The organism is Streptomyces sp. NPDC050546 (assembly GCF_044457425.1).
In the GTDB taxonomy this organism is placed as follows: Bacteria; Actinomycetota; Actinomycetes; order Streptomycetales; family Streptomycetaceae; genus Streptomyces.
In genome coordinates, this window is record NZ_JBITGX010000007.1 from 190,229 (window position 1) to 212,844 (window position 22,616).

Sequence of the window (22,616 nt, forward strand, 5' to 3'; positions counted from 1 at the left end):
ACGGACACCCCCCGGCGCGGCCCCGCCCCCCACCCGGCGTCAGGCAACACAACGACAACGGCCCACCTGCTCTATCGCAGGTGGGCCGCCGATCCAGGTGGGCGATACTGGGTTCGAACCAGTGACCTCTTCGGTGTGAACGAAGCGCTCTCCCACTGAGCTAATCGCCCGGACGCAGGAAGAACATTACCCCATGTCAGGGGGTGCCTGTGACCAGCGCGAGGCCGGCACCGGCACCCCCGCGCGACTCACTGGTCCTTGATCTTCCACGGCATGACTATGCCGAACTTCCACAGGTAGATACCGACCAGTACGGCCACGATCACCAGCCCGACGGTCGTCAGGATGATGTTCCGGCGCCGCACTTTGGGGTCGAGGGCGCGCTGCGCCGCCTCGGTGACCTTCCGCTTGGTCCAGCGGAGCACCAGCTGGGCCCACACGAACTCGGTCGCCCAGATCGCCATACCGCCGAAGATCACGACCCATCCCGGCCCGGGCAGGGGCAGCATGATGATGCCGGCCACCACGACCGCGAGCCCGATGATGAAAACCCCGACCTGCCAGCTCACGTGCAGCGCCCGGCGCGCTTTGATGAATTCCGGTGCCCGCGAGCCAAGCCCCCGCTCTTGCTCGCTGTGCACCTCGTCCGTCCCCGTCTCGTCCGACGCCACGGCCACCTCGCCCGGCTCGTTACTCCCCGTATTCATACGGCCAAACACTACCCGAGCGAAACCAGTCACCGGAATGGACGCACGACGCGAACGATCTCTCGGCCGGAAGAGTTACGTAAAGGCACGCAAAACACTCAGAGGGGTTTACAACGGCACCGTAGGTGGCATGTCGATTTCGCCGACGTGCGAATCCCCGAGCGCACACTGAGCGAAAGGCCCTGGCGCTTATGAACACCACGGTCAGCTGCGAGCTGCACCTGCGCCTCGTTGTGTCGAGCGAGTCCTCCCTGCCTGTCCCCGCAGGCCTGCGGTACGACACGGCCGACCCCTACGCCGTGCACGCCACCTTCCACACCGGAGCCGAGGAGACCGTCGAGTGGGTGTTCGCCCGCGACCTCCTCGCCGAGGGGCTTCACCGCCCTACCGGCACCGGCGACGTCCGCGTCTGGCCGTCGCGCAGTCACGGCCAGGGCGTCGTGTGCATCGCCCTGAGCTCACCGGAGGGCGAGGCCCTGCTCGAGGCCCCGGCACGGGCCCTGGAGTCCTTCCTGAAGCGGACCGACGCCGCCGTGCCGCCCGGCACGGAGCACCGGCACTTCGACCTCGATCAGGAGCTCTCGCACATCCTGGCGGAAAGCTAGGGCGAGGCCCTCACAAAGCCGCCCGGCGCCGTCGACTCGGGGAGACGGCTCGGGCTTGGACAACCGCATACGGGATACACCGGCGTCGGCACCGCGGATCACGCGGAGCCGGCGCCGGTCCATGTGTGCCGGCGGGGAGATCGGGGAGGCGACGGGGACGGTCGTTGTCACTGTCGGTAAGCGGGAACCATGACGGGCCCGGCGGCGTTCTATTCGAAGCCATGTGCGGGCATGAGGGCCGTCCGGTGGATGCGGAGCCATTACCATCGGCCAGCATCGGCGGGCGCCTGCCCGACCCTCAGGCCAGGGAGCGAATCGTGCTGATCACCCACGACACCCGGTGCGCCCTCGACACCGTGGTCGATCTGGTGAACACCGCACCGGAGGACGACACGGCAGCGGACGGGCTGGCGGACGTGGCGACACTCACGGACTTCGTGGGCAACCACGAGATCAGCGACGTCGGCGTGCTCTCGGACTTCGACCTCTCCGCGGTGCGGAAGATCCGCGGGCGGTTCGCCGCCGTCTTCGCCGCCCCCGACGCCAGGGCCGCCGCCGGAGTGATCAACGAGCTGGTCGCGGCCGCCGGCACCACCCCCCGGCTCACGGACCACGACGGCTACGACTGGCATGTGCACTACTTCGCACCGGGCGCCTCCGTCGCCGACCACCTGGCGGCCGACTGCGGGATGGCGCTGGCGTTCTTCGTGGTCGCCGGCGAGCAGGAGCGGCTGCGGCGGTGCGAGGCGCCCGACTGCCGCCGTGCCTTCGTCGATCTCTCCCGGAACCGCTCCCGCCGCTACTGCGACAGCCGCACCTGCGGCAACCGCCTGCACGTGGCCGCGTACCGGGCGCGCCGCAGGGAGGCGGCGGGCTGACAGCCGCCCCGGGAGGACGCGGGGCTCAGAAGACTCATCGATGCCGACGCGGCCCCGGCGGGTGACGCCGGGTACCGCGGGTACGGCTCACAGCCACAGCAGATCGTGCAACGAGGCCATGAGCAGCAGACACCCGATCACCGCAAGGAAGATCATCAGCGGTGGCTGGGAAAGGGCGAAGAGACAACCACGTGGCTCGTCCTGCGGCGGCGCGGGGTCGCTCTGTCTCGTCGTGTCCAGCATCTCGCGGTGATGATGGCGCAGCCGCCCCGCCAGGCGCGATCAGCGCCCTCGTTCCGTGCGGGAGTGCGCTGATTCCGTGAGGTCCGGTTCAGGTTGTGATCATTTCCGCGCGTCCACAGACCCACTGTGACGATTCAGTCCGGCACGAGGCCGGCCTCATATGCCGTGCTTCTTGAGGATGGCCTCGATGTCGCTGAAGTCGTCCTCTCCCCGGGACGCCGCCGCGGGCCGGGAGGCAGGACGGGAGCCCTGCCCGCCCTGCCCCAGGGAGGGCGCCGATGCCGCCGGGGCCACCGCCTCGGGCTGCGCCGCCGCCCGGGCCGCCCTGCGCTCCTTGCGGGTGCCGCCGCGGCGGCGCTCCACGACGCGGGTGGTCGCGAACAGCGCCCACGCGAGGCCCAGCACCCCGAAGCCCGCCCAGGCGGTCGGGCTGAACGCGGTGTCGGCCAGCCATTCGACGACTCCCGTCATCACCAGGCCGATCGGCACGAGCGAGTACGCCGCGATACGGGCCGCGGCGAGGAAACGCTTGCGATACGCCGTGATGGCCGCAATGCCCAGGCCTGCCGCGGACACGGCGGAGCAGACGGTCTCGGCAATCATCCGGTCCTCCAGGCGTGGCGCGGTCGGGCAGGGGCACTTCGTCCCTTCCATCCTGCACCCGCCGCACCCCGGCGGGCCATGCCTCGCCCCTACATCAGGGAGATCTCCGGGTCGCCTCCTCCGCAGGTGCCGGTGCAGGTGCACGGGCTGGAAGACTGTCGGCATGAGCGACTCCTCCCCTGCCCCGTCCACCGCCCCCGTCCTCGAGATCTGGTGCGACCTCCAGTGCCCGGACTGCCGCACCGCACTGGACGACCTCCAATCGCTGCGCGCCCGCTACGGCGACCGTCTGGAGGTGCGGCTGCGGCACTTCCCCCTGGAGAAGCACAAGCACGCCTTCGCCGCCGCCCAGGCCGCCGAGGAGGCATGGGAGCAGGGCCGGGGATGGCCGTACGCCGAGGCCCTGCTGGGACGGGTGGAGGAGCTGGCCCGTAAGGGGGAACCCTTCCTGGTCGAGGTGGCCAGCGAACTGGGCCTGGACGCCGAGGAGTTCGACACCGCGCTGATCGACGGCCGGCACATCCTGATCGTGGACGCCGACCAGGCCGAGGGCAAGGCGATCGGCGTGACCGGCACCCCGACCTACGTCATCGACGGCCGGCGACTCGACGGCGGCAAGAGCCAGGAGGGGCTGCGCGAGCGGATCGAGGAGATCGCGGACCGACTGCTGGCCGGGCAGGAGCAGGGCTGACCCGGCCCCCGCCCGGCCGTTACACCAGCGGCTTGTACATGGCGTACTGCTGATTCTCGTAGCCGAGGGACGCGTAGAGCCGTTCGGCCGGGGTGTTGCCGGCGAAGACGTTGAGGCCGATGGTCCGTCTGCCCTCGGCGATCGTCTGGGCCTCGGCCAGGAGCATCAGGGTGCGGCCGTGCCCCTTCCCCCGGTGGGCGGACTCGGTCTCGACGTCGAAGACGAACGCGTTGTCCTGGCGCACCCCGAGCCACAGTGTGCCCACCCGTATCCCCTGGTGTTCCAGGACGCTCACGGGCATGCCGGGAGTGGCGAGGCCGCCGGGCAGCAGGGCGGCGTGGTCCCGCTCCGACTTGGCCCAGGCCTCGGCCTCCGGCACACCCCGCTCGATCCAGCTCCGCGCGTAGTCCTCCTTGCCCTTCTCCAGCCACGGGCCGAACTCCGCCTCCGTCATGGGCCGGGCCCGGCTGCCGTGCGGCAGTTCCGGCGGGGTGTCACCGAGCGGCTTCTCCATGACGCGGTTGCGCACGACGTAGCCGAGCGCCGTGGCGAGCCGGAACGCCGGCTCGGCCTCGGCGGGCACTATCGCCTCGATGCGCCGGCACCCCCAGCCGCGCGCCACCTCCTCGGCGGCGAGCGCGGCCACCGTGCCCCGGCCGCGTCTGCGGTCCGGTTCCTCGATGCGCAGCTTCATGATCCGGGCCACCGTGTCCCCGAACACGGGATGCGTGCCGAGGTGTATCGCTCCTACGGGACGGCTGTTCACACACACCTGGAAGCGGCGTGAGCGCGTCCCGTCGGGGTTCTCCTGAAGCGGCTCGGTCGGCCGCAGGGTCGTGGTCATCAGGGGTGTTCTACCCGCAACCAGGCCCCGGTTCAGCCGAATAAGCGGGGGCTGTCAGGGATCGAGGTCGTGCCCGGAGCGCTCGTCGAAGATCCGCATGGCCTTGGCGGTCACCGGGCCGGGCGCGCCCGGCAGCTCACGGTCGTCGACGCGGTGCACGGCCTGCACGTCCCGCAGCGTGGATGTCAGGAAGACCTCGTCGGCTCGTTCCAGCACGTCCAGCGGCAGATCGGTCTCCCGGGCGCCGGTCCATGCGATCGCCAGCGCGCGCGTGATGCCCGCGAGACAGCCCGACGCGACCGGCGGGGTGTGGATCTCGCCGTCGAGGACGACGAAGACGTTGGACCCGGTGCCCTCGCAGAGCTGTCCCGCCGTGTTGCCGAACAGGGCCTCGGACGCGCCCTGTTCGCGGGCACGGGCGAGGGCCACGACGTTCTCGGCATACGAGGTGGTCTTCAGACCGGTGAGCGCGCCGCGCTCGTTGCGGGTCCAGGGGACCGTGATCACGGCGGTGGAGTCGGGGCGCCGGTGGGTCGCGCCGAGGGCGACGACGAGGGTCGGGCCGTGCTCGCCGCGGTCGGAACCGAGCGGGCCGTAGCCGCCGGTGTAGGTGATCCGCAGGCGGCCGAGCGGCGCGGGGTCGGCCCCGAGGACGGCGGCACAGGCGCGGCGCACCTCCTCGTGGTCCGGGTCGGGCAGGCCGAGGCCGCGCGCCGACCGGGTCAGCCGGTCGAGGTGCCGGGTGAGCGCGAACGGTCTGCCGTCCACGGACTTCACCGTCTCGAAGACGCCGTCGCCCACGGTCAGTCCGTGATCGAAGACGGAGACGCGGGCGGACTCGCTGTCCTGCAGCCTGCCGTCGAGCCAGATCTTCACGTCAGGTCCTCTCCCTTCACCTCGTACCCTCCCGACGCTATCGCGAGCAGCCGGGCGGCCTTCAGCTCGGTCTCCCGCCACTCCCCCTCGGGATCCGAGCCCCAGGTGATGCCGGCACCGGTGCCGAAGCGCAACACGCCGTCCTCCCGGTCGATCCAGAACGTACGGATCCCGACGGCCAGCTCTCCGACCTGCCGGTCGGCGTCGACCCACCCGATCCCCCCGCAGTACGGCCCTCTGGGCACCGTCTCCAGCGCCTCGATGATCCGCAGGGCGCTCGACTTGGGCGCGCCGGTGACTGATCCGGGGGGAAAGGCCGCCCCGAGCAGCTCGGCCCAGCCGGCCCCCTCCCCCAGCTCACCGCGGACGGTCGACACGAGATGGACCAGCCCCGGATGCTTCTCGACGGCACACAGATCGGGCACCGTCACACTGCCGGTGGCGCAGACCCGCCCGATGTCGTTGCGGACCAGGTCCACGATCATCACGTTCTCGGCGTAGTCCTTCTCCAGCAGGTCCGCCTCGGTGCGGCCGGTGCCCTTGATGGGTCCGGACTCGACGACCCGCCCGTCACGCCGCAGAAACAGTTCGGGTGACGCGGTGGCGATCTCCACTCCGTGCCCGGGCAGGCGAATCGTTCCCGCATACGGCGCCGGGTTGCCGCGGGCCAGCAGCGCGGCGAGGGCGTCCACGTCGGCGCCCGGCGCGACGGGCGCGGACAGTACCCGGCACAGATTCGCCTGGTAGACCTCGCCGGCCGCGATGTGCTCGCGGATCCGCCGTACGGCCGCCGTGTACGCGGCGTGGTCGAGCGAGGACGTCCAGTCGTCCGCCGCCGGTGCGCGCCATGCGCCGGGTACGGGGGCGGGCACGGGCCGCTCCCGCACCTCCCTGAAGCGGGCGCAGGTCAGACGGCCCTCGAAGTCGGCGCAGACGGCCCAGAAACCGCTGGATTCCAGGGCTTCGGGATCATCGGTGACGTCGAGGAGCCCGGTGGCGACGCGGTCGCCGAAGCGGGTCAGAGGAGGGAGCTCGGACACGCAGTCGAGTCTATGGCGGTGTCCTGGGGGTGACCGGAGGATGTCCCTTCCGGAGGCTCCGCGGCATCCCTGAGCAGGGGAAGCGCAGCACGCTGCACAAACGCGTTTTTGTGCTGGCCCCGGAATCCGCTAGAGTTCAACACGTCGCCGGGCCGCGAGAGCGGGCCGGAAACGACAAGCGGACGTAGCTCAGTTGGTAGAGCGCAACCTTGCCAAGGTTGAGGTCGCCAGTTCGAACCTGGTCGTCCGCTCGCAGGAACAGGGGGCTCCCGGCCCCCTACACTCCTGGTGGAGTGGCCGAGAGGCGAGGCAACGGCCTGCAAAGCCGTCTACACGGGTTCAAATCCCGTCTCCACCTCCAAGGACGATTAGCTCAGCGGGAGAGCGCTTCCCTGACACGGAAGAGGTCACTGGTTCAATCCCAGTATCGTCCACTGGATCTGCTCGAAGATCCGAACCCGCGCGATTAGCTCAGCGGGAGAGCGCTTCCCTGACACGGAAGAGGTCACTGGTTCAATCCCAGTATCGCGCACGCAGTGCCCATGATCCGCCGCAGCGAGTGGTCATGGTCCCGAGGACGATTAGCTCAGCGGGAGAGCGCTTCCCTGACACGGAAGAGGTCACTGGTTCAATCCCAGTATCGTCCACACCACACCGGAGCCCCCGGCCGTTCGCGGCCGGGGGCTCTTGTCGTGCCGTGACGCGCGTGTCGCGACGCGGGTCACGACACCCGTGTCACGACGAGAACAGCATGTGCCCGAAGCCCTTGTTGCGGTGGTGACCGTGGTGGCCGTGGCCGCCGTGATGACCGTGGCCGCCGTGCGGGGCGCCCCAGGCGGGGGCCGGCGGCGCGGGGTAGGCCTGCGGGGCGGGCGGGGGCGGCGGCGCGCCCTGGGACCACTGGGACTCCAGGCGGGTCAGCGACTCCAGCTCGCCGTAGTCGAGAAAGATCCCGCGGCAGCCGCTGCACTGCTCGATCTGGACACCGTTGCGGTTGTACGTGTGCATGGGCGCACGGCACTTTGGACACTGCATGGTGGTTCAACTCCTCGCCGGTCGGTCCTGCTTCGCGTCTCGCCAGGACAGACTCTGTCCCGCCATGGTCGGTTGCACCCTACTTCGCGTGCTCCTGTGCCAACTGCGGCGGGAGGGCAGCCATTCGGTCACAGGCGTCCACGACGGACTGCTCGACCTCGTCCAGAGCGCGGCCGGCCGCGGCCGCCTTGACGACGGCCCGGGCCGCTGTCTGCACGGTGAGGGCGCGGGCGGGGACGTCGAGAGCGGGCCAGGGATCACCGTCGGCGGGTACGGCCGGGCCGCCGGCCTCCCGGTAGGCGGCGAGGAACCGGGCCCATTCCTCGGGCAGGAGCAGTCCGCAGGCGTACCAGGCCGCAGGGCGGGCGAGATCCCAGGCCGGGACGCCGACACCGAGGTCGTCGACGTCTATCAGCAGCCAGGGGCCGTCGGAGGCGGGGTGGCGTATGAGCTGGCCGAGGTGGAGGTCGCCGTGGCAGAGGGTGCGGGTGTCCGGCATCGGGGCCTCGGCACGGGCCCAGGCGGGGAGGGTATCCCAGGCTCGCAGCACGGGGGCGGCGGCAGGGTGCGGGCCGGCGTTCCGGAGCTTGCCGACGGCCCGGGCCGCCTTGGCGGGGCCTCGCATGGTGGGGAGGCCGTCGGGGGCTGGCGTGCGGTGAAGCCGGGCGAGGAGTGTGGCGGCCGCTTCCCAGGGAGCGGCGTCCGGGTCGTCCGGGTCCACGGGAGTTCCGTACGGCCAGCACGTCACGAGTCTGCCGTGCAGGTCGGCCGGGGTGGGAGTGAGCGGAGCCAGGAGGATCTCGGGGTGGCGAGTGGCCACCTCGAGGCGGCTGGTCAGTTCGGTGGGGCCGGACTCCGGGGGGTGGGCCTTCGCGACGATTCCGGCGTGGCGGACGACCGTCGCGTCGTGGCCGTCCGCGAGGGTGGCCGCGCCGCAGGGGCAGGTCGTCGAGCGGGCGTGGGCGGTTGCTCGGGCCTTGGCGGTGAGGTCGGCCAGGAGGGGGGCGGGGGTCACGACGGTGAGGGTACGTGGAGGTGAGGCAGGGCCGTAGGGGATGGTCGGCTTCAGGTGCTCGGCGTTGGTGCCGGTGCCGGGTGGGTCCGCAGCCCGGCGTAGCGGGGTGCCTCCCCCACTCTCGGCTTCGCTCGAGCGGGGGGGACCCCCACCGCCCACTCGTGCCGCCCCTGGCCGCACGCATGCCCGCGGCTGAGAAGGTGGGGCGGCTGGGAAAAGCAATGCCGGCGCAGCTCCCCAGCTGCGCCGGCATTTTTGCCGTCCGCCGCACCCCCGTCCCCACGGGGTTTCATGGGTGGATGTCCCCGCCCGGACCGCTCTTCCGGGCCTGGGGTCGCCGCTCAGCGCCCCAGCATCTCTCCCACGGACGACGCCTGTGTGGCCACTGTCTCCCACCCGTCGAAGACGAGGAGGAGCAGGACCGCCAGGGGAAGGGCCATCAGCGTCGCCACCAGGGGGTGGCGGCGGCCCGTACTGCGCTCCCGCGTGCGGACCAGCGTCCGCGGTGCCGTGTGGGCCATGGTCCCTCTCCTGACCGTTCTCAGTTGTCGTTGGCAGCGGCGGGCGTCTGACCTCGGGGGACGAGTGCTACACCCGCCGCTTGACCTCAAATCTAGGTGTCCGGCCCTCCTCGGGCGTCATGCCCTCGTATCGATTGCCGGGCCTCCCGGAGGATGAGCCGCCACCTGCGATGTACTCCCCTGGGTGGAGACGCCGAGCCGGGTCTCAGGGTCTTCCCCGACGGGACGCCTGGATCACCCCGCTTTGTCCGAGCTCTCCTCCCTCGGAATCGGCTGTTCCACCAGCGCGAGCACCCGGTTCGCCATGAAGCGGGCCGTACGCACGACTGTCCCGCTTCGCGTGACTTCGCTCACTTCCACGACACCTCGACGAACCGCCGTCTCCACCCTGCGGCCCGCCCTGCTCGCTATGACCTCGTACGTGCGCGTCGTGTCCCCCGCGTCCACGACTATCTCCACACGATCACCCTTCACAGGACCAATCCCCCTTCTGCGACGGGCGGTTGGGATCACTCGCCACGCGAAGTCCGCCTCTTCGCGCCCTCCCTGACCACCTTTCAAGTCTCCCACCCACCACTGACAATCCATCACTGTGAGAGGGCGCGGCCTCTGCGCGTGGGCGGCCGTGGAAACGTAAGCTGTGGCTCGTCACAGGACCGGGCAGCGGGGATGAACATGGCGATGATGCGCCTGAGGCGCGAGGACCCGCGCGTCGTCGGCTCGTTCAGGCTTCACAGACGGCTCGGCGCGGGCGGGATGGGCGTGGTCTACCTGGGCTCCGACAAGAAGGGGCAACGGGTCGCGCTCAAGGTCATCCGCCCCGACCTGGCGGAGGATCAGGAGTTCCGCTCGCGCTTCGCGCGTGAGGTCTCGGCGGCGCGGCGGATCCGCGGCGGCTGCACGGCCCGGCTCGTGGCCGCGGACCTGGATGCGGACCGGCCCTGGTTCGCCACACAGTACGTACCGGGCCCCTCCCTGCACGACAAGATCGCCGCCGAGGGACCGCTCGGCGCCGCCGATGTCGCGGCTGTCGGGGCCGCCCTCTCGGAGGGCCTGGTCGCCGTGCACGAGGCCGGGGTGGTGCACCGGGACCTGAAGCCGTCCAACATCCTGCTGTCCCCGAAGGGACCGCGGATCATCGACTTCGGCATCGCCTGGGCCACCGGCGCCTCGACGCTCACCCACGTCGGCACCGCGGTCGGCTCGCCGGGCTTCCTCGCCCCGGAGCAGGTGCGCGGGGCGGCCGTCACTCCTGCCACGGACGTGTTCTCGCTGGGGGCCACGCTCGCGTACTCCTCGATGGGCGACTCACCGTTCGGGCACGGCAGTTCCGAGGTGATGCTGTACCGCGTCGTGCACGAGGAGGCGCAGCTCCACGGCGTGCCCGACGCGCTGGCTCCGCTCGTCCGGGCGTGTCTGGCGAAGGACCCCGAGGAGCGGCCCAGCACGCTCCAACTGTCGCTGCGGCTCAAGGAGATCGCGGCCCGGGAGGCACAGGACCTCGCCGGGGTACGGCCGCCCGCGCCACGCGGCGCCGAGACCGATCGGCCCGTCGACACCTACCCCGAGCGGGCCCGGCGTCCGCAGGGACAGCAGGGCTCGGCGGGGGCCGGCGCGCAGCGGGGCCGGGGCACTCCCCCACCGCGGGGTTCCTCCCAGTCCCGGGACGGGGTTCCGGCCGCGGACGGTTCGGCTTCCCAGGGCGGAGCCGGCGCCCGGGGCGGAGCGCGGCCCGCGGGAAGCGGGAACGGGAACCGGCAGGCGGGTGGCGCCAACCGCGGCAGGACTCCGGCGCGCGGCCGCGGCGCGTCGGCGCGGTCCGGGGCGCGGCCGACGCCCACCGGGCGCAACGGGACCCGGTCGGGCAGCGGCAGCCGCCCCGCCCCGCACAGCGGTACCGGGCGTCCGTCCAGAACGGGGACCGGGCTGCGGCCCGCCAACCCACGGTTGCTGCGTCAGCGGCTGTTCGTGTTCGTCGTGGTCACGCTGCTGGTGGCGATCGGCATCGCCCTGGTGCAGGGCTGTCAGGGCCCCGCGAGGGGACTCGGCGGCGACGGAGGCGGCGTACGGGAGCAGCAGGTCCATCGGTCGCAGCCGGTGGGCGACGTCCCCGCGCGGCCGGACGGTACTACGCGCGGCTGACGCGCCTCGGCGACCTCGCCCGGCTCGGCCTCGGCGTTGTCCCCAGGGCCTGTCGTCTGGCTGGGGTCGCAGGGAATCGGCGGCAGCTTGTCAGCCCCGCTCACCGGCGTGGTCCGAACGACAGGCCCTATGCCTGGGGACGTCCGGTGGCCACGGCGTAGAAGGCGACGGCCGCCGCCGCGCCGACGTTGAGGGAGTCGACGCCGTGGGACATGGGGATGCGGACCCACTCGTCGGCGGCGACCAGGGCCTGGGTGGACAGGCCGTCGCCCTCGGCGCCGAGCATCAGGGCCACGCGGTCCATGGTGTGCGGGGCGGCCTCGTCGAGAGGCCGGGCCTTCTCGTCGGGGGTGAGGGCGATTAGCGTGAAGCCGGCCTCGCGGACCGACTCCAGGCCCTTGGGCCACGTGTCCAGACGGGCGTACGGAACGGAGAAGACCGCGCCCATGGAGACCTTCACGCTGCGGCGGTAGAGGGGGTCGGCGCAGTCCGGGGAGAGCAGGACCGCGTCCATACCGAGGGCCGCCGCCGAGCGGAAGATCGCGCCGATGTTGGTGTGGTCGTTGACCGACTCCATGATGACGACACGGCGGGTGGTCCTCAGGAGGTCGGCCGCCGTGGGCAGGGGCTTGCGCTGCATGGAGGCGAGCGCGCCCCGGTGCACATGGTAGCCGGTGACCTGTTCGGCCAGCTCCGGGCTGACCGCGTAGACCGGGGCCGGGAGCTCGTCGATGACGTCGCGCATGACGTCGACCCACTTGGCCGAGAGCAGCATGGACCGCATCTCGTAGCCCGCTTCCTTGGCCCTTCTGATGACCTTCTCGCCCTCGGCGATGAACAGGCCCTCGGCGGGTTCGCGCTTGCGGCGCAGCTCCACGTCGGTCAGGCCGGTGTAGTCGGAGAGGCGCGGGTCGTCGGGATCCTCGACGGTGATGAGATCGGCCACAGGGTGATACTGCCTTGTCCTGGGTGCGGTGCCAACGGCTCGGTACGGTTTGTGTTACCCGGGGTTACTCGCGGGGCGCGGCGGCCGTGGGGCCGACCTTCACGACCTCGCCGATGACGATGACCGCCGGGGGCTTCACGTCCTCGGTACGGACCGTTTCCCCGACCGTCGCGAGGGTCGCGTCGACCCGGCGCTGGGCGGCCGTCGTGCCCTCCTGGACCAGGGCGACAGGGGTGTCGGCCGGCTTTCCGTGGGCGACGAGCGTCTCGGCGATCTTTCCGATCTTGTCGACGCCCATCAGGATCACCAGCGTGCCGGTCAGCCTGGCCAGGGACGGCCAGTCGACCAGGGAGCGCTCGTCGTCGGGTGCGACATGGCCGCTGACCACGGTGAACTCATGGGCGACGCCGCGGTGGGTGACGGGGATACCGGCCGCGCTCGGGACCGAGATGGAGCTGGAGATGCCGGGGACGACGGTGCAGGGGATGCCGACCTCGGCGAGGGCCTGGAGCTCCTCCATGCCGCGGCCGAACACGTACGGGTCGCCGCCCTTGAGGCGGACGACCGACTTGCCCTGCTTCGCGTGCTCGATCAGCGCGCTGTTGATGGCCTCCTGGGCCATGAAGCGACCGTAGGGGATCTTCGCCGCGTCGATCACCTCGACATGGGGCGGGAGTTCGGCGAGGAGGTCGCGCGGGCCGAGGCGGTCCGCGATGACGACGTCCGCCTCGGCGAGCAGACGGCGGCCGCGGACCGTGATCAGGTCCGGGTCGCCGGGGCCGCCGCCGACCAGGGCGACTCCGGGTGTGCGGGTGCGGTGGTGCGGGGCGACGAGTGTGCCGTCGCGCAGTCCCTCCACGACCGCGTCGCGGATGGCGGCGGTGTGGCGGGGGTCGCGCCCCTTGGCGTCCGTGGTGAGGACGGCGACCGTGACGCCCTCGCTGTGGCCGGTGGCGGGGGTCCAGGCCGTCGCCTCGTCGGCGTCGTCGGAGCGGACGCACCAGACGCGGCGGCGCTCCGCCTCGGCGGACGCCCGGGTGTTCGCCTCCGTGTCACCGGTGGCGATGAGGGCGTACCAGGCGTTCTCGAGGTCGCCTTCCTCATAGCGGCGCCGCTGCCAGGTGATCTCGCCGGCGTCCGCCATGGCTTCGACGGAGGGGGTGGCCGAGGGGGACACCAGGAAGACGTCCGCGCCTGCTGCGATCAGCGCCGGGAGGCGGCGCTGGGCGACCTGGCCGCCGCCGAGAACGACCACGCGGCGGCCGGTGAGGCGGAGGCCTACGGGGTAGGCGGGGTGTTCGGCCATGGGGGTGCGGCTCCTGTTGACGGCGGTGCGGTAGCCCTGACGTGCGGATTTTAATGGGCGGGACTCTGGACGGCTCCGGTGGTCCAGTGGCTGGGCACCGGAGCCGGCCCTCGGCACCTACTTCTCAGTGACTCCCGCCGAGTCGAACGTCGCCACCTCGTGCATCGCCCGGGCCGTGCTCTGCACCAGCGGCAGGGCCAGGAGGGCGCCCGTGCCCTCGCCCAGTCGGAGGTCGAGGTCGACCAGGGGGCGCAGGCCCAGCTTGTTGAGGGCCGCGACATGGCCCGGCTCGGCGCTGCGGTGCCCGGCGATGCAGGCGGCCAGGACCTCGGGGGCGATGGCGCGGGCCACCAGGGCGGCGGCACCGGCGCTGACGCCGTCCAGGATCACCGGCGTACGCAGGGAGGCGCCGCCGAGGAGGAGGCCGACGATGGCGGCGTGTTCGAAACCGCCGATCGCGGCGAGCACGCCGATCGGGTCGGCCGGGTCCGGCTGGTGGAGTTCCAGCGCGCGGCGGACGACCTCGGTCTTGCGGGCGAGGGTCTCGTCGTTGATGCCGGTGCCCCGGCCCGTGACCTCGGCCGGGTCGGCACCCGTGAAGACGGAGATCAGGGCGGCGGACGCGGTGGTGTTGGCGATGCCCATCTCGCCGGTGAGCAGGGCCTTGTTACCGGCGGCGACCAGGTCGCGGGCGGTCTCGATGCCGACCTCGATGGCCTGCTTGGCCTCCTCGCGGGTCATCGCGGGCCCGGTGGTCAGGTCGGACGTACCGGCCCGGACCTTGCGGGGCAGCAGCCCGGGGGTGGCCGGGAGGTCGGCGGCGACACCCACGTCGACGATGCAGACCTCGGCGCCCACCTGGGTGGCGAAGGCGTTGCAGACGGCTCCGCCACCGAGGAAGTTGGCCACCATCTGGGCCGTGACCTCCTGGGGCCAGGGGGTCACCCCCTGCGCGTGCACGCCGTGGTCGCCGGCGAAGATCGCGACGGCCGCGGGCTCCGGGATGGGCGGCGGGCACTGGCGGGACAGGCCGGACAGCTGCGCGGAGATGATCTCCAGCATGCCCAGCGCACCGGCCGGCTTGGTCATACGCTTCTGGCGCTCCCACGCCTCGCCGAGCGCCTTGGCGTCCAGCGGGCGGATCTGCGCGACGGTCTCGGCGAGCAGGTCGTGCGGTTCCTCTCCGGGCAGTGCGCGGCGGCCGTACGTCTCCTCGTGCACGACCCAGGAGAGCGGGCGGCGCTTGGACCAGCCCGCCTGCAACAGCTCGGGCTCGTCAGGGAACTCGTCGACGTAACCGACGCACAGGTAGGCGATGACTTCGAGGTGCTCGGGCAGGCCGAGGGCGCGCACCATCTCGCGCTCGTCGAAGAAGCTGACCCAGCCGACGCCGAGGCCTTCGGCGCGGGCGGCGAGCCAGAGGTTCTCCACGGCCAGGGCCGCCGAGTACGGCGCCATCTGGGGCTGGGTGTGACGGCCGAGGGTGTGGCGGCCGCCACGGGTCGGGTCCGCGGTGACGACGATGTTCACCGGGGTGTCGAGGATGGCCTCGATCTTCAGTTCCTTGAACTGCTTCGCCCGGCCCTTGGGGAGGGACTTGGCGTACGCGTCGCGCTGACGCATTGCCAGTTCGTGCATCGCGCGCCGGGTGTCGGCGGAGCGGATGACGACGAAGTCCCAGGGCTGCGAGTGGCCGACGGAGGGCGCGTGGTGGGCGGCCTCCAGGACACGGAGCAGCACCTCGTGCGGGATCGGGTCGCTGCGGAAGCCGTTGCGGATGTCGCGGCGTTCGCGCATGACCTTCAGTACGGCCTCGCGCTCGGCGGCGTCGTACGCGGGGGCGGCGGGGCCGGTGGACTGTCGTGGTTCTGCCACTGCGGCCCCGCTCTCCTCGTCCTGGCGGGTCTGGTCCGCCAGATCTTCCTGTTCGGCGGCCCGGGTGTCCAGGTCGTCGGCGTTCTGTACGAGTTCGGCGTCGCCGTCGCGGGGTGCGGGGACGGTGGCAAGAGGGGCTGGCGCCTCCGGCTGGGCGGGCTCGGGCTGTGCCGGCTCGGGGGCGGCGGGCGGCTGGGACTGCTGCGGGCCCTGGACGGGCTGCATGACCGGCTCGTCCGTCTGCTCTTCTGCCTGCCCGGCCGGCTTCTCGTCCCTCTCGTCCCTCTCCTCCGCGATCGGCTCGGGGAGTACGACGGTGACGTCCTCGGCCGATGCCGGAGGGACGTCCGTGGTCTCGGGCGTGGGGGTCACCGGCTGCGGGGCGGGCTCGGGAGCGGCCTCCTCGGCCACGGGGGCGGGCTCGGCTGCCTCGGGTGCGTGGAGCGGTGCGAGAGCCTCGGCGGGCGCCTCGGGCACGGGGGTCCCGGGCACGGGGATCTCGGGTACGGGCGTCTCGGTGACCTGGGCATGGACCGGTGCCTCAAGGGGCTGAGGCGGTGCGGCCGCTGTCTCCGGTGCGTCGGCGAGGGCCCCGGCCTCGGGTGCGTCGGCGACCGGTGCCGGGGGCACCGGAGCCGGCGCTTCAGGAGTGGGGGTGGCGTTCTGTGGAGCGATCGGCTCGGCGGCGGGGGCGGCTGCCTCGGTATCAGTCGGCTGAGAGGCGGGCGCGGCCTGCGGTGCGATCGGCTCGGCCACCGGCGCGGGGACCTCGGCGCCGAGGGCGTCCGGCTCCTGCGCGACGGCCTCGGAACCGGCAACCTCCGCGGGCGCCTGCGCAACGGCCTCGGGAGCGACTGCCTCGGGCGCCTCTGCGGGCGCCTCGGGAACACCGGCCGCCTCCACGACACCGGCCTCGGGCCCACTGGCGGCCTCCGGGAACGGAACCGCTTCAGGGGCCGCTTCGGCCTCAGCGACAGGAGCGGAGACCACGTCCTGCTCCGCGGCGGCCACCGGAATCTCTTGGCCCGCGTCGGCGTAGTCCCCGATGGCAGCCGGCTCGGAAGCCTCGGGAGCACCACCGGCAAGCCCCGGCTCACCGTCCTGCCCAGAACCGTCCTGGCCAGAACCGGTCTGCCCGGAACCGTCCACGAACGGCACCTCCCCCGGAACCGGCTCGAGCGCGGAGACGGCCCCCGCCTCGGCCTCAGCCACCTGCGCGGGGACGTCCTGCTCCGGGACGGCCTGCGCGGGCTGCTCGGCGGGGACGGGCTGCTCGGCGGGGACAGCCTGCTCGGGCCCGGCCGCCGGCATCGCCTGGGCCATCGGCGTCGCCTGGGCCGCTGGCGTCGCCAGCTCCGTCTCCGTCGCCACACTGGCCGCGACGGCCGCCGGCACCGGCTGCGCTTCCGGAACAACCGTTTCCGCAGGGGCCGCCCCGGCGCCCACCGGGGCCTGGTGGGTGACCTGCGCGTCCCAGGGCGCCGCCGGGGGCGAGTGCGTCTCCGGGGCGCGCGGGGCGTCGAGGTACTCGGGTCCTGCCGACTGCGGCGCGGGCTGTCGCAGCGGAGCGTCCGCCGGGCCGCGGTCGGCGAGCGAGCGGACCGGGCTGGCGGAGCTGTCGGGCAGCGGCGGGCCGAGGTGCAGCGGGCGGCGCGGGGTGACGGGCGGGATCGGCGGAGGGTCGGGCAGCCGGACGCCGCCGAGGTCGACCGAGCCGCTGTCCCGGCCGGAGATCTCGTGCGGACCCGGCTCGTGCACGGTCTCGGCGACCGGCTCCGGCGCGGGCGGGGCGACCTCGTTGCCCCAGGCGCCCTGGGCACCGGGCAACAGCAGCAGGTCGTCGTCCTCGGCGGTGGTCTCGGGCTCGGAGAGGTAGGTGTACGAACCGTGCGCGGGGGCGCCCGGCTGCTCCACCATGCCTGCGTTCTCCGGCAGTCCCTCGCCCGGGACCTGGCCGGTGTCGGTCATGCGTACCCCTCGCCCATCGATTAGTGCTCCTACGACCAGCTCGCCCGGAACGGCGCACCGACCGCCCGCAGTGAAGAACGAGCGTGCGTCCCCAGCGGCACGAGCGGCCCGCCCCAAAAAGGCGACAAAGCCATTCACTGGCATTGTCGCGGCCGTACCACCCTCGCGGCAGCTTGATCCGCGACGGTTCCGCTGTGGACTGCGCCACGTTGCGCGTCCTCAGGTTCTGCCGTACCACACACACCCCAAAACGGGCGGGTTTTCCGGACATTGACCGACGAAGCGCCGGGCGTCCGCGTGCGGTGCAACGATCGGCCAGCCTACCGCGCGCGGTACGACAACCCGATCACGGGGACGGCGGCGGGATCAGGTGCTGCGCCGCGGCAGCACGCCGCTGAGCAGGAACGCGACGCTCCGTTCCTTCTCCGTCCAGGCCCGGGTGTCGAGTTCGACGGACTGCAGCAAGGCGCACTCGACGCCGTAGCCGTGCTCGGTCAGGTCGCGGCCGATGAGTTCGGCGGCGTCGCGGGTGCCGGCGTGCGTGACGATGCGCTGCGGGCGACGGTCGGCGACCGCCGAGACGACCGCCGCTCCCCCGGCGCCGACGCGGACGACGTCCGGTTCGGGGAGGTTCTCCAGGATGTGCGGGGCGGTGCCGTGCACGATCTGGAGCTGGACACCGAGGCGGCGTGCGGTGGCGTCGGTGCGGGCACAGGCGGCCCGGTCGCTGTCGACGGCGATGACGGCTGCGCCGGCGCGCGCGGCCTCGACGGCGAACGCGCCGCTGCCGCAGCCGATGTCCCACACGAGGTCGCCTACGCGCGGTCCGAGGCGGGCGAGTTGGGAGGCGCGCAGCGGCTGGGTCTCGCCCTCGCCGAGGGGGGCGCCGTAGGTCTCGGGCGGCAGGGACCAGCCACGGGGCCCGGCGGACGGGTCACGGCCGGCGATCCAGCCGCCGGCCTCCCCCGCGGTGCCGGGTCCGGCCGGGCCGCCGAGGACGATGACGACGTTGGGGTCGCGCCAGGCGTGGTCGGCGGCCTTGTCGGAGGTGACGATCGTGACGCGCTCACGTTCGGTGCCGAGTTCCTCGCAGATGACGAAGGAGCGGTGGACCCCTTCGAGGAGCAGCCCCAGTTCGGCCGGGCCGGCGCCGGGTGAGGTGAGGACGGCCACCTTGGTGTGGGCTCGGCATACGTTCACCGCGCGGCGCAGGGTGCGGCGGTGTGCGACGACCACCTGTGCGTCGTCCCAGGGCATTCCGGCGCGGGCGAAGGCGGCGGCGACGGAGGAGACGGCGGGGACGACCTCGACCTCGAGGCCGAACTCGGGGGCGCGCAGGGTCCGTACGACGCCGAAGTAGCCGGGGTCGCCGTCGGCCAGTACGACGGCCGTGCCGCGGTGGCCGGCGATGCGGCGGGCGGCGAGGGCGACGCTGCCGAGGCGGATGCGCTCGGCGCCGGCGGGTACCTCGGGGAGCGCCAGGTGATGGGCGGCACCCGCCACGAGCGTGGCGGCACCCAGGGCGGCGCGTGCCGCGTCGGTCAGCGGCGAACCGTCCCAGCCGATCACCGTGACCCGGTCGGCCATCGTCGTCAGTCTCCAGAGGATCTCGCAGGTCGTCTGCGTGTCGTGTCGCGAGCGGCCCGTGGGCGGGCTTGGTGAGAGTACCCGGTGGAGCCGGCGGAGGGGACGGCGGTGCGGTCGCGCACGGTGGCCGTTCCGGTCAGTTCCAGTCGCCGAAGGACGTGAAACCGCCGGGCAGCCGGCCGCCGACGCCCTCCAGGTCCTCGGGGAGCAGGCTCCAGACGATGAAGTCGGTGCGTACGTCGGTCCACGTGCCGTCCTCGGCACGGCTGCGGGCTATACAGGCGTTGCGCAGCACGCCCTCGCTGATACAGCCGATCTTCTGGGCGACCTGCTGGGAGGCGGTGTTGTCGGCCGCCGTGCGCAGTTCGACGCGTTCGAACTTCTGGTCCGAGAAGAGCCACCGGGCGGTGACGAGGGCGGCCTCCGAGGCGTAGCCCTCGCCCCGGGCCCAGGGGGCGATGATGTACGACAGCTCGGTGGAGCGTACGCGCCAGTTGGTCTTGCCGAGCTGGATGACGCCGACCAGGCGCTGGGTGAGGAACTCGGTGACCGCGAAGTCGAGGCCGCGTCCCTCGGTGCGCTCGGCGGGGGCGTACTCGGTGATCCAGGTGCGGGCGCCGTCCTCCGTGAAGGGCTGCGGGACGGAGGTCCAGGCCGCCACCTGTTCGTCGTTCATCATCGCGGCCAGGGCGGCGACGTCGTCTTCGTCAAGGGGACGCAGCACCAACCGCTCCGTGCTGATGGAGACGTTGGGAAAGGTGCTCGTCATGCGCCGCTCCGTAACCTTCGGTGAACCTTCGGCCTGCTCAACTGCCCAGCATGCAGCATGAAAGCACTGCTCCGCACCACGGGGTCCTCCCCCACCCGGTGAGGGAGGACCCCGTGCGGCGCGGGTGCCGGGCGGGGCTCAGAAGGAGGCGAGCACGGCGCCGTCGTACTTGTCCTGAATGAACTTCTTCACCTCGGGCGAGGTGAGGAGCTTCGCGAGCTTCTTCACCCGCGGGTCCTTCTCCTCGCCCTTCTTCACGGCGAGGAAGTTGCCGTACGGGTTGTCCTTCGGGGACTCCAGGACGAGGGCGTCCTTCGCCGGCTTCAGGTCGGACTCGAGGGCGTAGTTGCCGTTGACGACGGCGGCGTCCACGTCGTCGAGGGAGCGCGGGGTCTGAGCCGCCTCCAGCTCCTTGAACTTGAGGTTCTTCGGGTTCTTGGTGATGTCCGAAGGGGTCGCCTCGTTGCCCACGCCCGCCTTGAGGGTGATGAGCCCGTTGGCGGCGAGGAGCTTGAGGGCGCGGGCCTCGTTGACGGTGTCGTTGGGGATGGCGACCGTCGCACCGCTCTTCAGTGCGTCGGCCTTCTTGACCTTGTGGGAGTAGAGGCCGAGCGGCTCCAGGTGGACCGTGACGACGGGCACGATGTCGGTGCCGTTCTTCTTGTTGAAGTCGTCGAGGTACGGCTGGTTCTGGAAGTAGTTGGCGCCCACGGAGCCGTCCTGCGTCGCCGTGTTCGGCGTGACGTAGTCGGTGAACTCCTTGACCTGCAGGTCGAGGCCCTCCTTCTTCGCCAGGTTGTCCTTGACGTAGGTGAGGATCTCGGCGTGCGGGGTGGGGCTGGCGGCGACGATCAGCGGTCCGTCGGAGCCGGAGTCGCCCGCGCCGCAGGCGCTGAGCCCGAGGGTGAGGGCTCCGGCGGCGAGGACGGCGGTGGTGATCTTGGCGGTGTTACGCACGAAAAGTGCCTTTCCTTATGGCCTTGCGGGTGGTGCGGCCCCTGGAATCAGGGGTGGCGGCGCGAAGCGCCGTCGTTGAGGGGTGGTGGTCGGGCGACGGGTGGGCGAACGGGGAGTCTCAGGAGGCGGCCTTCAGCAGCCGCAGCTTCGGGGCGGGGCCGGAGTGGGCGCCGCGGCGGTGCAGGGAGCGGGCCGCGTAGTCGCCGGCGAACTGGATGACCGAGATGACGACGGCGAGGATCGCGACGGTGATCCACATCAGCTGCGTCTCGAAGCGCTGGTAGCCGTAGCGAATGGCGATGTCGCCGAGGCCGCCGGCGCCGACCGTGCCCGCCATGGCCGAGTAGCCGATCAGGGCGACGATCGTGGTGGTGGTGCTGGAGATCAGCGACGGCAGGGACTCGGGGACGAGCACCTTGCGGACGATGGTCCAAGTGTTGCCGCCCATGGACTGCACTGCCTCGACGAGCCCGTGGTCCACTTCGCGGACGGCCGTCTCGACCAGGCGCGCGAAGAACGGGATGGCGCCGACGGCGAGCGGCACGATGGCCGCCTCGACGCCGATGGTCGTCCCGGTGATGGAGCGGGTGAAGCCCATCAGCGCGACCATCAGGATGATGAACGGCAGGGAGCGGGCGATGTTCACGATCTGCCCGATGACCTTGTTGGCGGCGAGGTTCTGGAGCAGGCCGCCGCGGTCGGTCAGGACCAGCAGGATCCCCAGCGGCAGCCCGCCGACCACGGCGATGACCGTGGACCAGCCGACCATGTAGAGCGTGTCCCAACACGCCTGTTCCAGCAGTGGCTGCATCTCGGACCAGGTCACTTGACACCCTCCTTCACCAGTTCGGACTCGTGGCCCAGGACGTCGATCTGCAGGCCCTGCTCGCGCAGGAACCCGATCGGTACGACGTTGTCCTCGTAGCGTCCGGGCAGCTCGATGCGCATCCGGCCGACCTGGAGGCCGCCGACGGTGTCGATGGCGGCGCCGAGGATCGATATGTCGATGTTGTAGGTGCGGGCGAGCTGCGAGATGACCGGCTGGGTCGCGCTCTCGCCCTGGAAGGTGACGTCGACGACGGTGCGGTCGTCGCCGGAGGCCTCGCCGCCGAGCGGGAACAGCGCGGAGGCCAGTTCGGAGCCGGGGGTCGCGAGCAGTTCGCTGACCGTGCCCGACTCGACGACGCGGCCGTTCTCCATGAGCGCGGCGGAGTCGCAGACCGACTTCACGACGTCCATCTCGTGCGTGATGAGCAGGACGGTCAGGCCGAGCTGCCGGTTCAGATCGCGCAGCAGCGCCAGGATGGACCGGGTCGTCTCCGGGTCGAGGGCGCTGGTGGCCTCGTCGGACAGCAGCACCTTGGGGTCGCCGGCCAGGGCGCGGGCGATGCCGACGCGCTGCTTCTGGCCGCCGGAGAGCTGCGCCGGGTAGGCACCCGCCTTGTCGGCGAGGCCGACCAGGTCGAGCAGCTCCAGCGCCTTGCGGGAGCGCTCCTTGCCGGACTTGCCGAGGATCTCCAGCGGCAGTTCGACGTTGTCCTGGACGGTCCGGGAGGACAGCAGGTTGAAGTGCTGGAAGACCATGCCGATCCGGCTGCGTGCCTCACGCAGTTCCTTTCCGGCTCGCGGGCCGCGGCCGGCCAGGGCGGTGAGGTCCTGTCCGGCGACGGTCACGGTGCCGGAGGTGGGGCGTTCCAGCAGGTTGACGCAGCGGATGAGCGAGGACTTGCCGGCGCCGGACTGGCCGATGACGCCGTACACCTCGCCTTCGCGGACATGCAGGTCGACGCCGTCCAGGGCGGTGACCTCGCGGCCGCGTGAACGGTAGACCTTGGTCAGGTCCGTTGTGGTGATCACGTGGGTTTCCGTCACTGTCGAGTGCGCGGGCGTGGGTGTGCCCGGGCACAGAGGCATTCGTTCAGGGACGCGACACGGTTCTCGCTGAGGCGGGGAACCGGGGAGAACATGCGCGCGGGGCGGCGTGGCGTCTCGCACCGCTCAGGGCGTG

At 71.9% G+C, this 22,616-nt stretch carries 22 protein-coding genes and 6 tRNA genes; 9 read left to right on the forward strand and 19 right to left on the reverse strand.

Translation table 11 applies throughout. From position 1 onward, the window contains the following. Positions 1-98 precede the first annotated feature (98 nt). Together ACIBK5_RS19100 and ACIBK5_RS19105 are read right to left on the reverse strand one after the other, a co-directional pair. Positions 99-170 (reverse strand) — tRNA-Val (locus ACIBK5_RS19100). 78 nt (positions 171-248) lie between these two features. Continuing rightward, positions 249-707, reverse strand: coding sequence for a TIGR02611 family protein (locus ACIBK5_RS19105; protein ID WP_399021036.1), 459 nt, complete (start codon positions 705-707; stop codon positions 249-251). Positions 708-898: 191 nt separating this feature from the next. Between ACIBK5_RS19105 and ACIBK5_RS19110 the strand changes: the two genes are divergently transcribed. Both ACIBK5_RS19110 and ACIBK5_RS19115 read left to right on the forward strand, forming a co-directional pair. After that, entirely contained in the window at positions 899-1,312 is a 414-nt protein-coding gene (locus ACIBK5_RS19110; RefSeq protein WP_004002642.1) for an SsgA family sporulation/cell division regulator, read from the forward strand. A 317-nt stretch (positions 1,313-1,629) separates the two neighbouring features. Next, complete coding sequence (locus ACIBK5_RS19115) at positions 1,630-2,190, forward strand: CGNR zinc finger domain-containing protein (protein WP_399021037.1); 561 nt, start codon at positions 1,630-1,632, stop codon at positions 2,188-2,190. An 87-nt stretch (positions 2,191-2,277) separates the two neighbouring features. Here ACIBK5_RS19115 and ACIBK5_RS19120 read toward each other — a convergent pair whose 3' ends face one another. Together ACIBK5_RS19120 and ACIBK5_RS19125 are read right to left on the reverse strand one after the other, a co-directional pair. Then, positions 2,278-2,433 carry a hypothetical protein gene (locus tag ACIBK5_RS19120; protein ID WP_382497674.1) on the reverse strand — a complete coding sequence of 52 codons (156 nt, stop codon included), beginning with the start codon at positions 2,431-2,433 and terminating at the stop codon, positions 2,278-2,280. 156 nt (positions 2,434-2,589) lie between these two features. Then, positions 2,590-3,036, reverse strand: coding sequence for a hypothetical protein (locus tag ACIBK5_RS19125; protein WP_399021038.1), 447 nt, complete (start codon positions 3,034-3,036; stop codon positions 2,590-2,592). A 163-nt stretch (positions 3,037-3,199) separates the two neighbouring features. Between ACIBK5_RS19125 and ACIBK5_RS19130 the strand changes: the two genes are divergently transcribed. After that, positions 3,200-3,727, forward strand: coding sequence for a DsbA family protein (locus ACIBK5_RS19130; protein ID WP_399021039.1), 528 nt, complete (start codon positions 3,200-3,202; stop codon positions 3,725-3,727). A gap of 19 nt (positions 3,728-3,746) precedes the next feature. On the opposite strand, the gene ACIBK5_RS19135 is transcribed toward ACIBK5_RS19130, so the two are convergent. Genes ACIBK5_RS19135 through ACIBK5_RS19145 form a run of 3 tightly spaced genes read right to left on the reverse strand, consistent with a single transcriptional unit; the run spans position 3,747 to position 6,487 of the window. Next, positions 3,747-4,571, reverse strand: coding sequence for a GNAT family N-acetyltransferase (locus ACIBK5_RS19135; RefSeq protein ID WP_399021040.1), 825 nt, complete (start codon positions 4,569-4,571; stop codon positions 3,747-3,749). 54 nt (positions 4,572-4,625) lie between these two features. Further along, complete coding sequence (locus tag ACIBK5_RS19140) at positions 4,626-5,447, reverse strand: aminotransferase class IV (RefSeq protein WP_399021041.1); 822 nt, start codon at positions 5,445-5,447, stop codon at positions 4,626-4,628. Beyond that, positions 5,444-6,487 carry a chorismate-binding protein gene (locus ACIBK5_RS19145; protein WP_399021042.1) on the reverse strand — a complete coding sequence of 348 codons (1,044 nt, stop codon included), beginning with the start codon at positions 6,485-6,487 and terminating at the stop codon, positions 5,444-5,446. Before ACIBK5_RS19145 ends, ACIBK5_RS19140 begins: the two co-directional genes overlap by 4 nt. A gap of 178 nt (positions 6,488-6,665) precedes the next feature. Here ACIBK5_RS19145 and ACIBK5_RS19150 point away from each other — a divergent pair. From ACIBK5_RS19150 to ACIBK5_RS19170, 5 genes are all read left to right on the forward strand, one after another. After that, positions 6,666-6,738: transfer RNA gene (locus tag ACIBK5_RS19150), tRNA-Gly, on the forward strand. A gap of 36 nt (positions 6,739-6,774) precedes the next feature. Next, positions 6,775-6,848: transfer RNA gene (locus tag ACIBK5_RS19155), tRNA-Cys, on the forward strand. A gap of 1 nt (position 6,849) precedes the next feature. Next, positions 6,850-6,921 (forward strand) — tRNA-Val (locus tag ACIBK5_RS19160). 26 nt (positions 6,922-6,947) lie between these two features. Then, a tRNA-Val gene (locus ACIBK5_RS19165) sits at positions 6,948-7,019 on the forward strand. Between the two features lie 43 nt (positions 7,020-7,062). Beyond that, positions 7,063-7,134, forward strand: a tRNA-Val gene (locus ACIBK5_RS19170). Positions 7,135-7,222: 88 nt separating this feature from the next. Here the strand turns inward: ACIBK5_RS19170 and ACIBK5_RS19175 are convergent. The 4 genes from ACIBK5_RS19175 to ACIBK5_RS19190 all read right to left on the reverse strand — a co-directional run bounded on the left by ACIBK5_RS19175 (position 7,223) and on the right by ACIBK5_RS19190 (position 9,532). Then, positions 7,223-7,522 carry a zf-TFIIB domain-containing protein gene (locus tag ACIBK5_RS19175; protein ID WP_193480248.1) on the reverse strand — a complete coding sequence of 100 codons (300 nt, stop codon included), beginning with the start codon at positions 7,520-7,522 and terminating at the stop codon, positions 7,223-7,225. Between the two features lie 79 nt (positions 7,523-7,601). Further along, complete coding sequence (locus ACIBK5_RS19180; protein ID WP_399021043.1) at positions 7,602-8,537, reverse strand: phosphotransferase family protein; 936 nt, start codon at positions 8,535-8,537, stop codon at positions 7,602-7,604. A 341-nt stretch (positions 8,538-8,878) separates the two neighbouring features. Continuing rightward, positions 8,879-9,058, reverse strand: coding sequence for a hypothetical protein (locus ACIBK5_RS19185; protein ID WP_382837771.1), 180 nt, complete (start codon positions 9,056-9,058; stop codon positions 8,879-8,881). A 234-nt stretch (positions 9,059-9,292) separates the two neighbouring features. Beyond that, a complete protein-coding gene (locus ACIBK5_RS19190; protein WP_399021044.1) occupies positions 9,293-9,532 on the reverse strand; it encodes a hypothetical protein in 240 nt (79 codons plus the stop codon). Between the two features lie 195 nt (positions 9,533-9,727). On the opposite strand from ACIBK5_RS19190, the gene ACIBK5_RS19195 reads away from it, so the two are divergent. After that, positions 9,728-11,200 carry a protein kinase gene (locus tag ACIBK5_RS19195; RefSeq protein ID WP_399021045.1) on the forward strand — a complete coding sequence of 491 codons (1,473 nt, stop codon included), beginning with the start codon at positions 9,728-9,730 and terminating at the stop codon, positions 11,198-11,200. A 127-nt stretch (positions 11,201-11,327) separates the two neighbouring features. On the opposite strand, the gene ACIBK5_RS19200 is transcribed toward ACIBK5_RS19195, so the two are convergent. The 8 genes from ACIBK5_RS19200 to ACIBK5_RS19235 all read right to left on the reverse strand — a co-directional run bounded on the left by ACIBK5_RS19200 (position 11,328) and on the right by ACIBK5_RS19235 (position 22,465). After that, a complete protein-coding gene (locus ACIBK5_RS19200) occupies positions 11,328-12,146 on the reverse strand; it encodes a TrmH family RNA methyltransferase (RefSeq protein ID WP_399021046.1) in 819 nt (272 codons plus the stop codon). Between the two features lie 64 nt (positions 12,147-12,210). Then, positions 12,211-13,452 carry a uroporphyrinogen-III C-methyltransferase gene (gene cobA, locus ACIBK5_RS19205; RefSeq protein ID WP_399021047.1) on the reverse strand — a complete coding sequence of 414 codons (1,242 nt, stop codon included), beginning with the start codon at positions 13,450-13,452 and terminating at the stop codon, positions 12,211-12,213. Between the two features lie 117 nt (positions 13,453-13,569). Continuing rightward, a complete protein-coding gene (cobT, locus tag ACIBK5_RS19210) occupies positions 13,570-17,295 on the reverse strand; it encodes a nicotinate-nucleotide--dimethylbenzimidazole phosphoribosyltransferase (protein ID WP_399021048.1) in 3,726 nt (1,241 codons plus the stop codon). Positions 17,296-17,661: 366 nt separating this feature from the next. Next, the gene (gene cbiE, locus ACIBK5_RS19215) at positions 17,662-18,882 is read right to left on the reverse strand and encodes a precorrin-6y C5,15-methyltransferase (decarboxylating) subunit CbiE (protein ID WP_399021049.1); all 1,221 of its coding nucleotides are present in this window, start codon (positions 18,880-18,882) and stop codon (positions 17,662-17,664) included. 136 nt (positions 18,883-19,018) lie between these two features. After that, positions 19,019-19,651: a GNAT family N-acetyltransferase gene (locus ACIBK5_RS19220; protein WP_399021050.1), complete on the reverse strand. Its 633-nt coding sequence runs from the start codon at positions 19,649-19,651 to the stop codon at positions 19,019-19,021. Positions 19,652-19,789: 138 nt separating this feature from the next. Next, on the reverse strand, positions 19,790-20,608 hold the full coding sequence (locus ACIBK5_RS19225; protein WP_399021051.1) for a MetQ/NlpA family ABC transporter substrate-binding protein: 819 nt from the start codon (positions 20,606-20,608) through the stop codon (positions 19,790-19,792). A gap of 118 nt (positions 20,609-20,726) precedes the next feature. Then, the gene (locus tag ACIBK5_RS19230; RefSeq protein ID WP_382497702.1) at positions 20,727-21,434 is read right to left on the reverse strand and encodes a methionine ABC transporter permease; all 708 of its coding nucleotides are present in this window, start codon (positions 21,432-21,434) and stop codon (positions 20,727-20,729) included. Beyond that, entirely contained in the window at positions 21,431-22,465 is a 1,035-nt protein-coding gene (locus tag ACIBK5_RS19235) for a methionine ABC transporter ATP-binding protein (RefSeq protein WP_399021052.1), read from the reverse strand. Before ACIBK5_RS19235 ends, ACIBK5_RS19230 begins: the two co-directional genes overlap by 4 nt. Positions 22,466-22,616 lie beyond the last annotated feature (151 nt).

Excerpts from the sequence above, each read along its gene's own strand:
- cobA (WP_399021047.1), bottom strand. The coding sequence starts at position 13,452 with ATGGCCGAACACCCCGCCTACCCCGTAGGCCTCCGCCTCACCGGCCGC.
- cbiE (WP_399021049.1), bottom strand. The coding sequence starts at position 18,882 with ATGGCCGACCGGGTCACGGTGATCGGCTGGGACGGTTCGCCGCTGACC.
- ACIBK5_RS19185 (WP_382837771.1), bottom strand. The coding sequence starts at position 9,058 with ATGGCCCACACGGCACCGCGGACGCTGGTCCGCACGCGGGAGCGCAGT.
- ACIBK5_RS19220 (WP_399021050.1), bottom strand. The coding sequence starts at position 19,651 with ATGACGAGCACCTTTCCCAACGTCTCCATCAGCACGGAGCGGTTGGTG.
- cobT (WP_399021048.1), bottom strand. The coding sequence starts at position 17,295 with ATGACCGACACCGGCCAGGTCCCGGGCGAGGGACTGCCGGAGAACGCA.
- ACIBK5_RS19135 (WP_399021040.1), bottom strand. The coding sequence starts at position 4,571 with ATGACCACGACCCTGCGGCCGACCGAGCCGCTTCAGGAGAACCCCGAC.
- ACIBK5_RS19175 (WP_193480248.1), bottom strand. The coding sequence starts at position 7,522 with ATGCAGTGTCCAAAGTGCCGTGCGCCCATGCACACGTACAACCGCAAC.
- ACIBK5_RS19120 (WP_382497674.1), bottom strand. The coding sequence starts at position 2,433 with ATGCTGGACACGACGAGACAGAGCGACCCCGCGCCGCCGCAGGACGAG.
- ACIBK5_RS19130 (WP_399021039.1), top strand. The coding sequence starts at position 3,200 with ATGAGCGACTCCTCCCCTGCCCCGTCCACCGCCCCCGTCCTCGAGATC.
- ACIBK5_RS19125 (WP_399021038.1), bottom strand. The coding sequence starts at position 3,036 with ATGATTGCCGAGACCGTCTGCTCCGCCGTGTCCGCGGCAGGCCTGGGC.
- ACIBK5_RS19110 (WP_004002642.1), top strand. The coding sequence starts at position 899 with ATGAACACCACGGTCAGCTGCGAGCTGCACCTGCGCCTCGTTGTGTCG.
- ACIBK5_RS19105 (WP_399021036.1), bottom strand. The coding sequence starts at position 707 with ATGAATACGGGGAGTAACGAGCCGGGCGAGGTGGCCGTGGCGTCGGAC.
- ACIBK5_RS19195 (WP_399021045.1), top strand. The coding sequence starts at position 9,728 with ATGAACATGGCGATGATGCGCCTGAGGCGCGAGGACCCGCGCGTCGTC.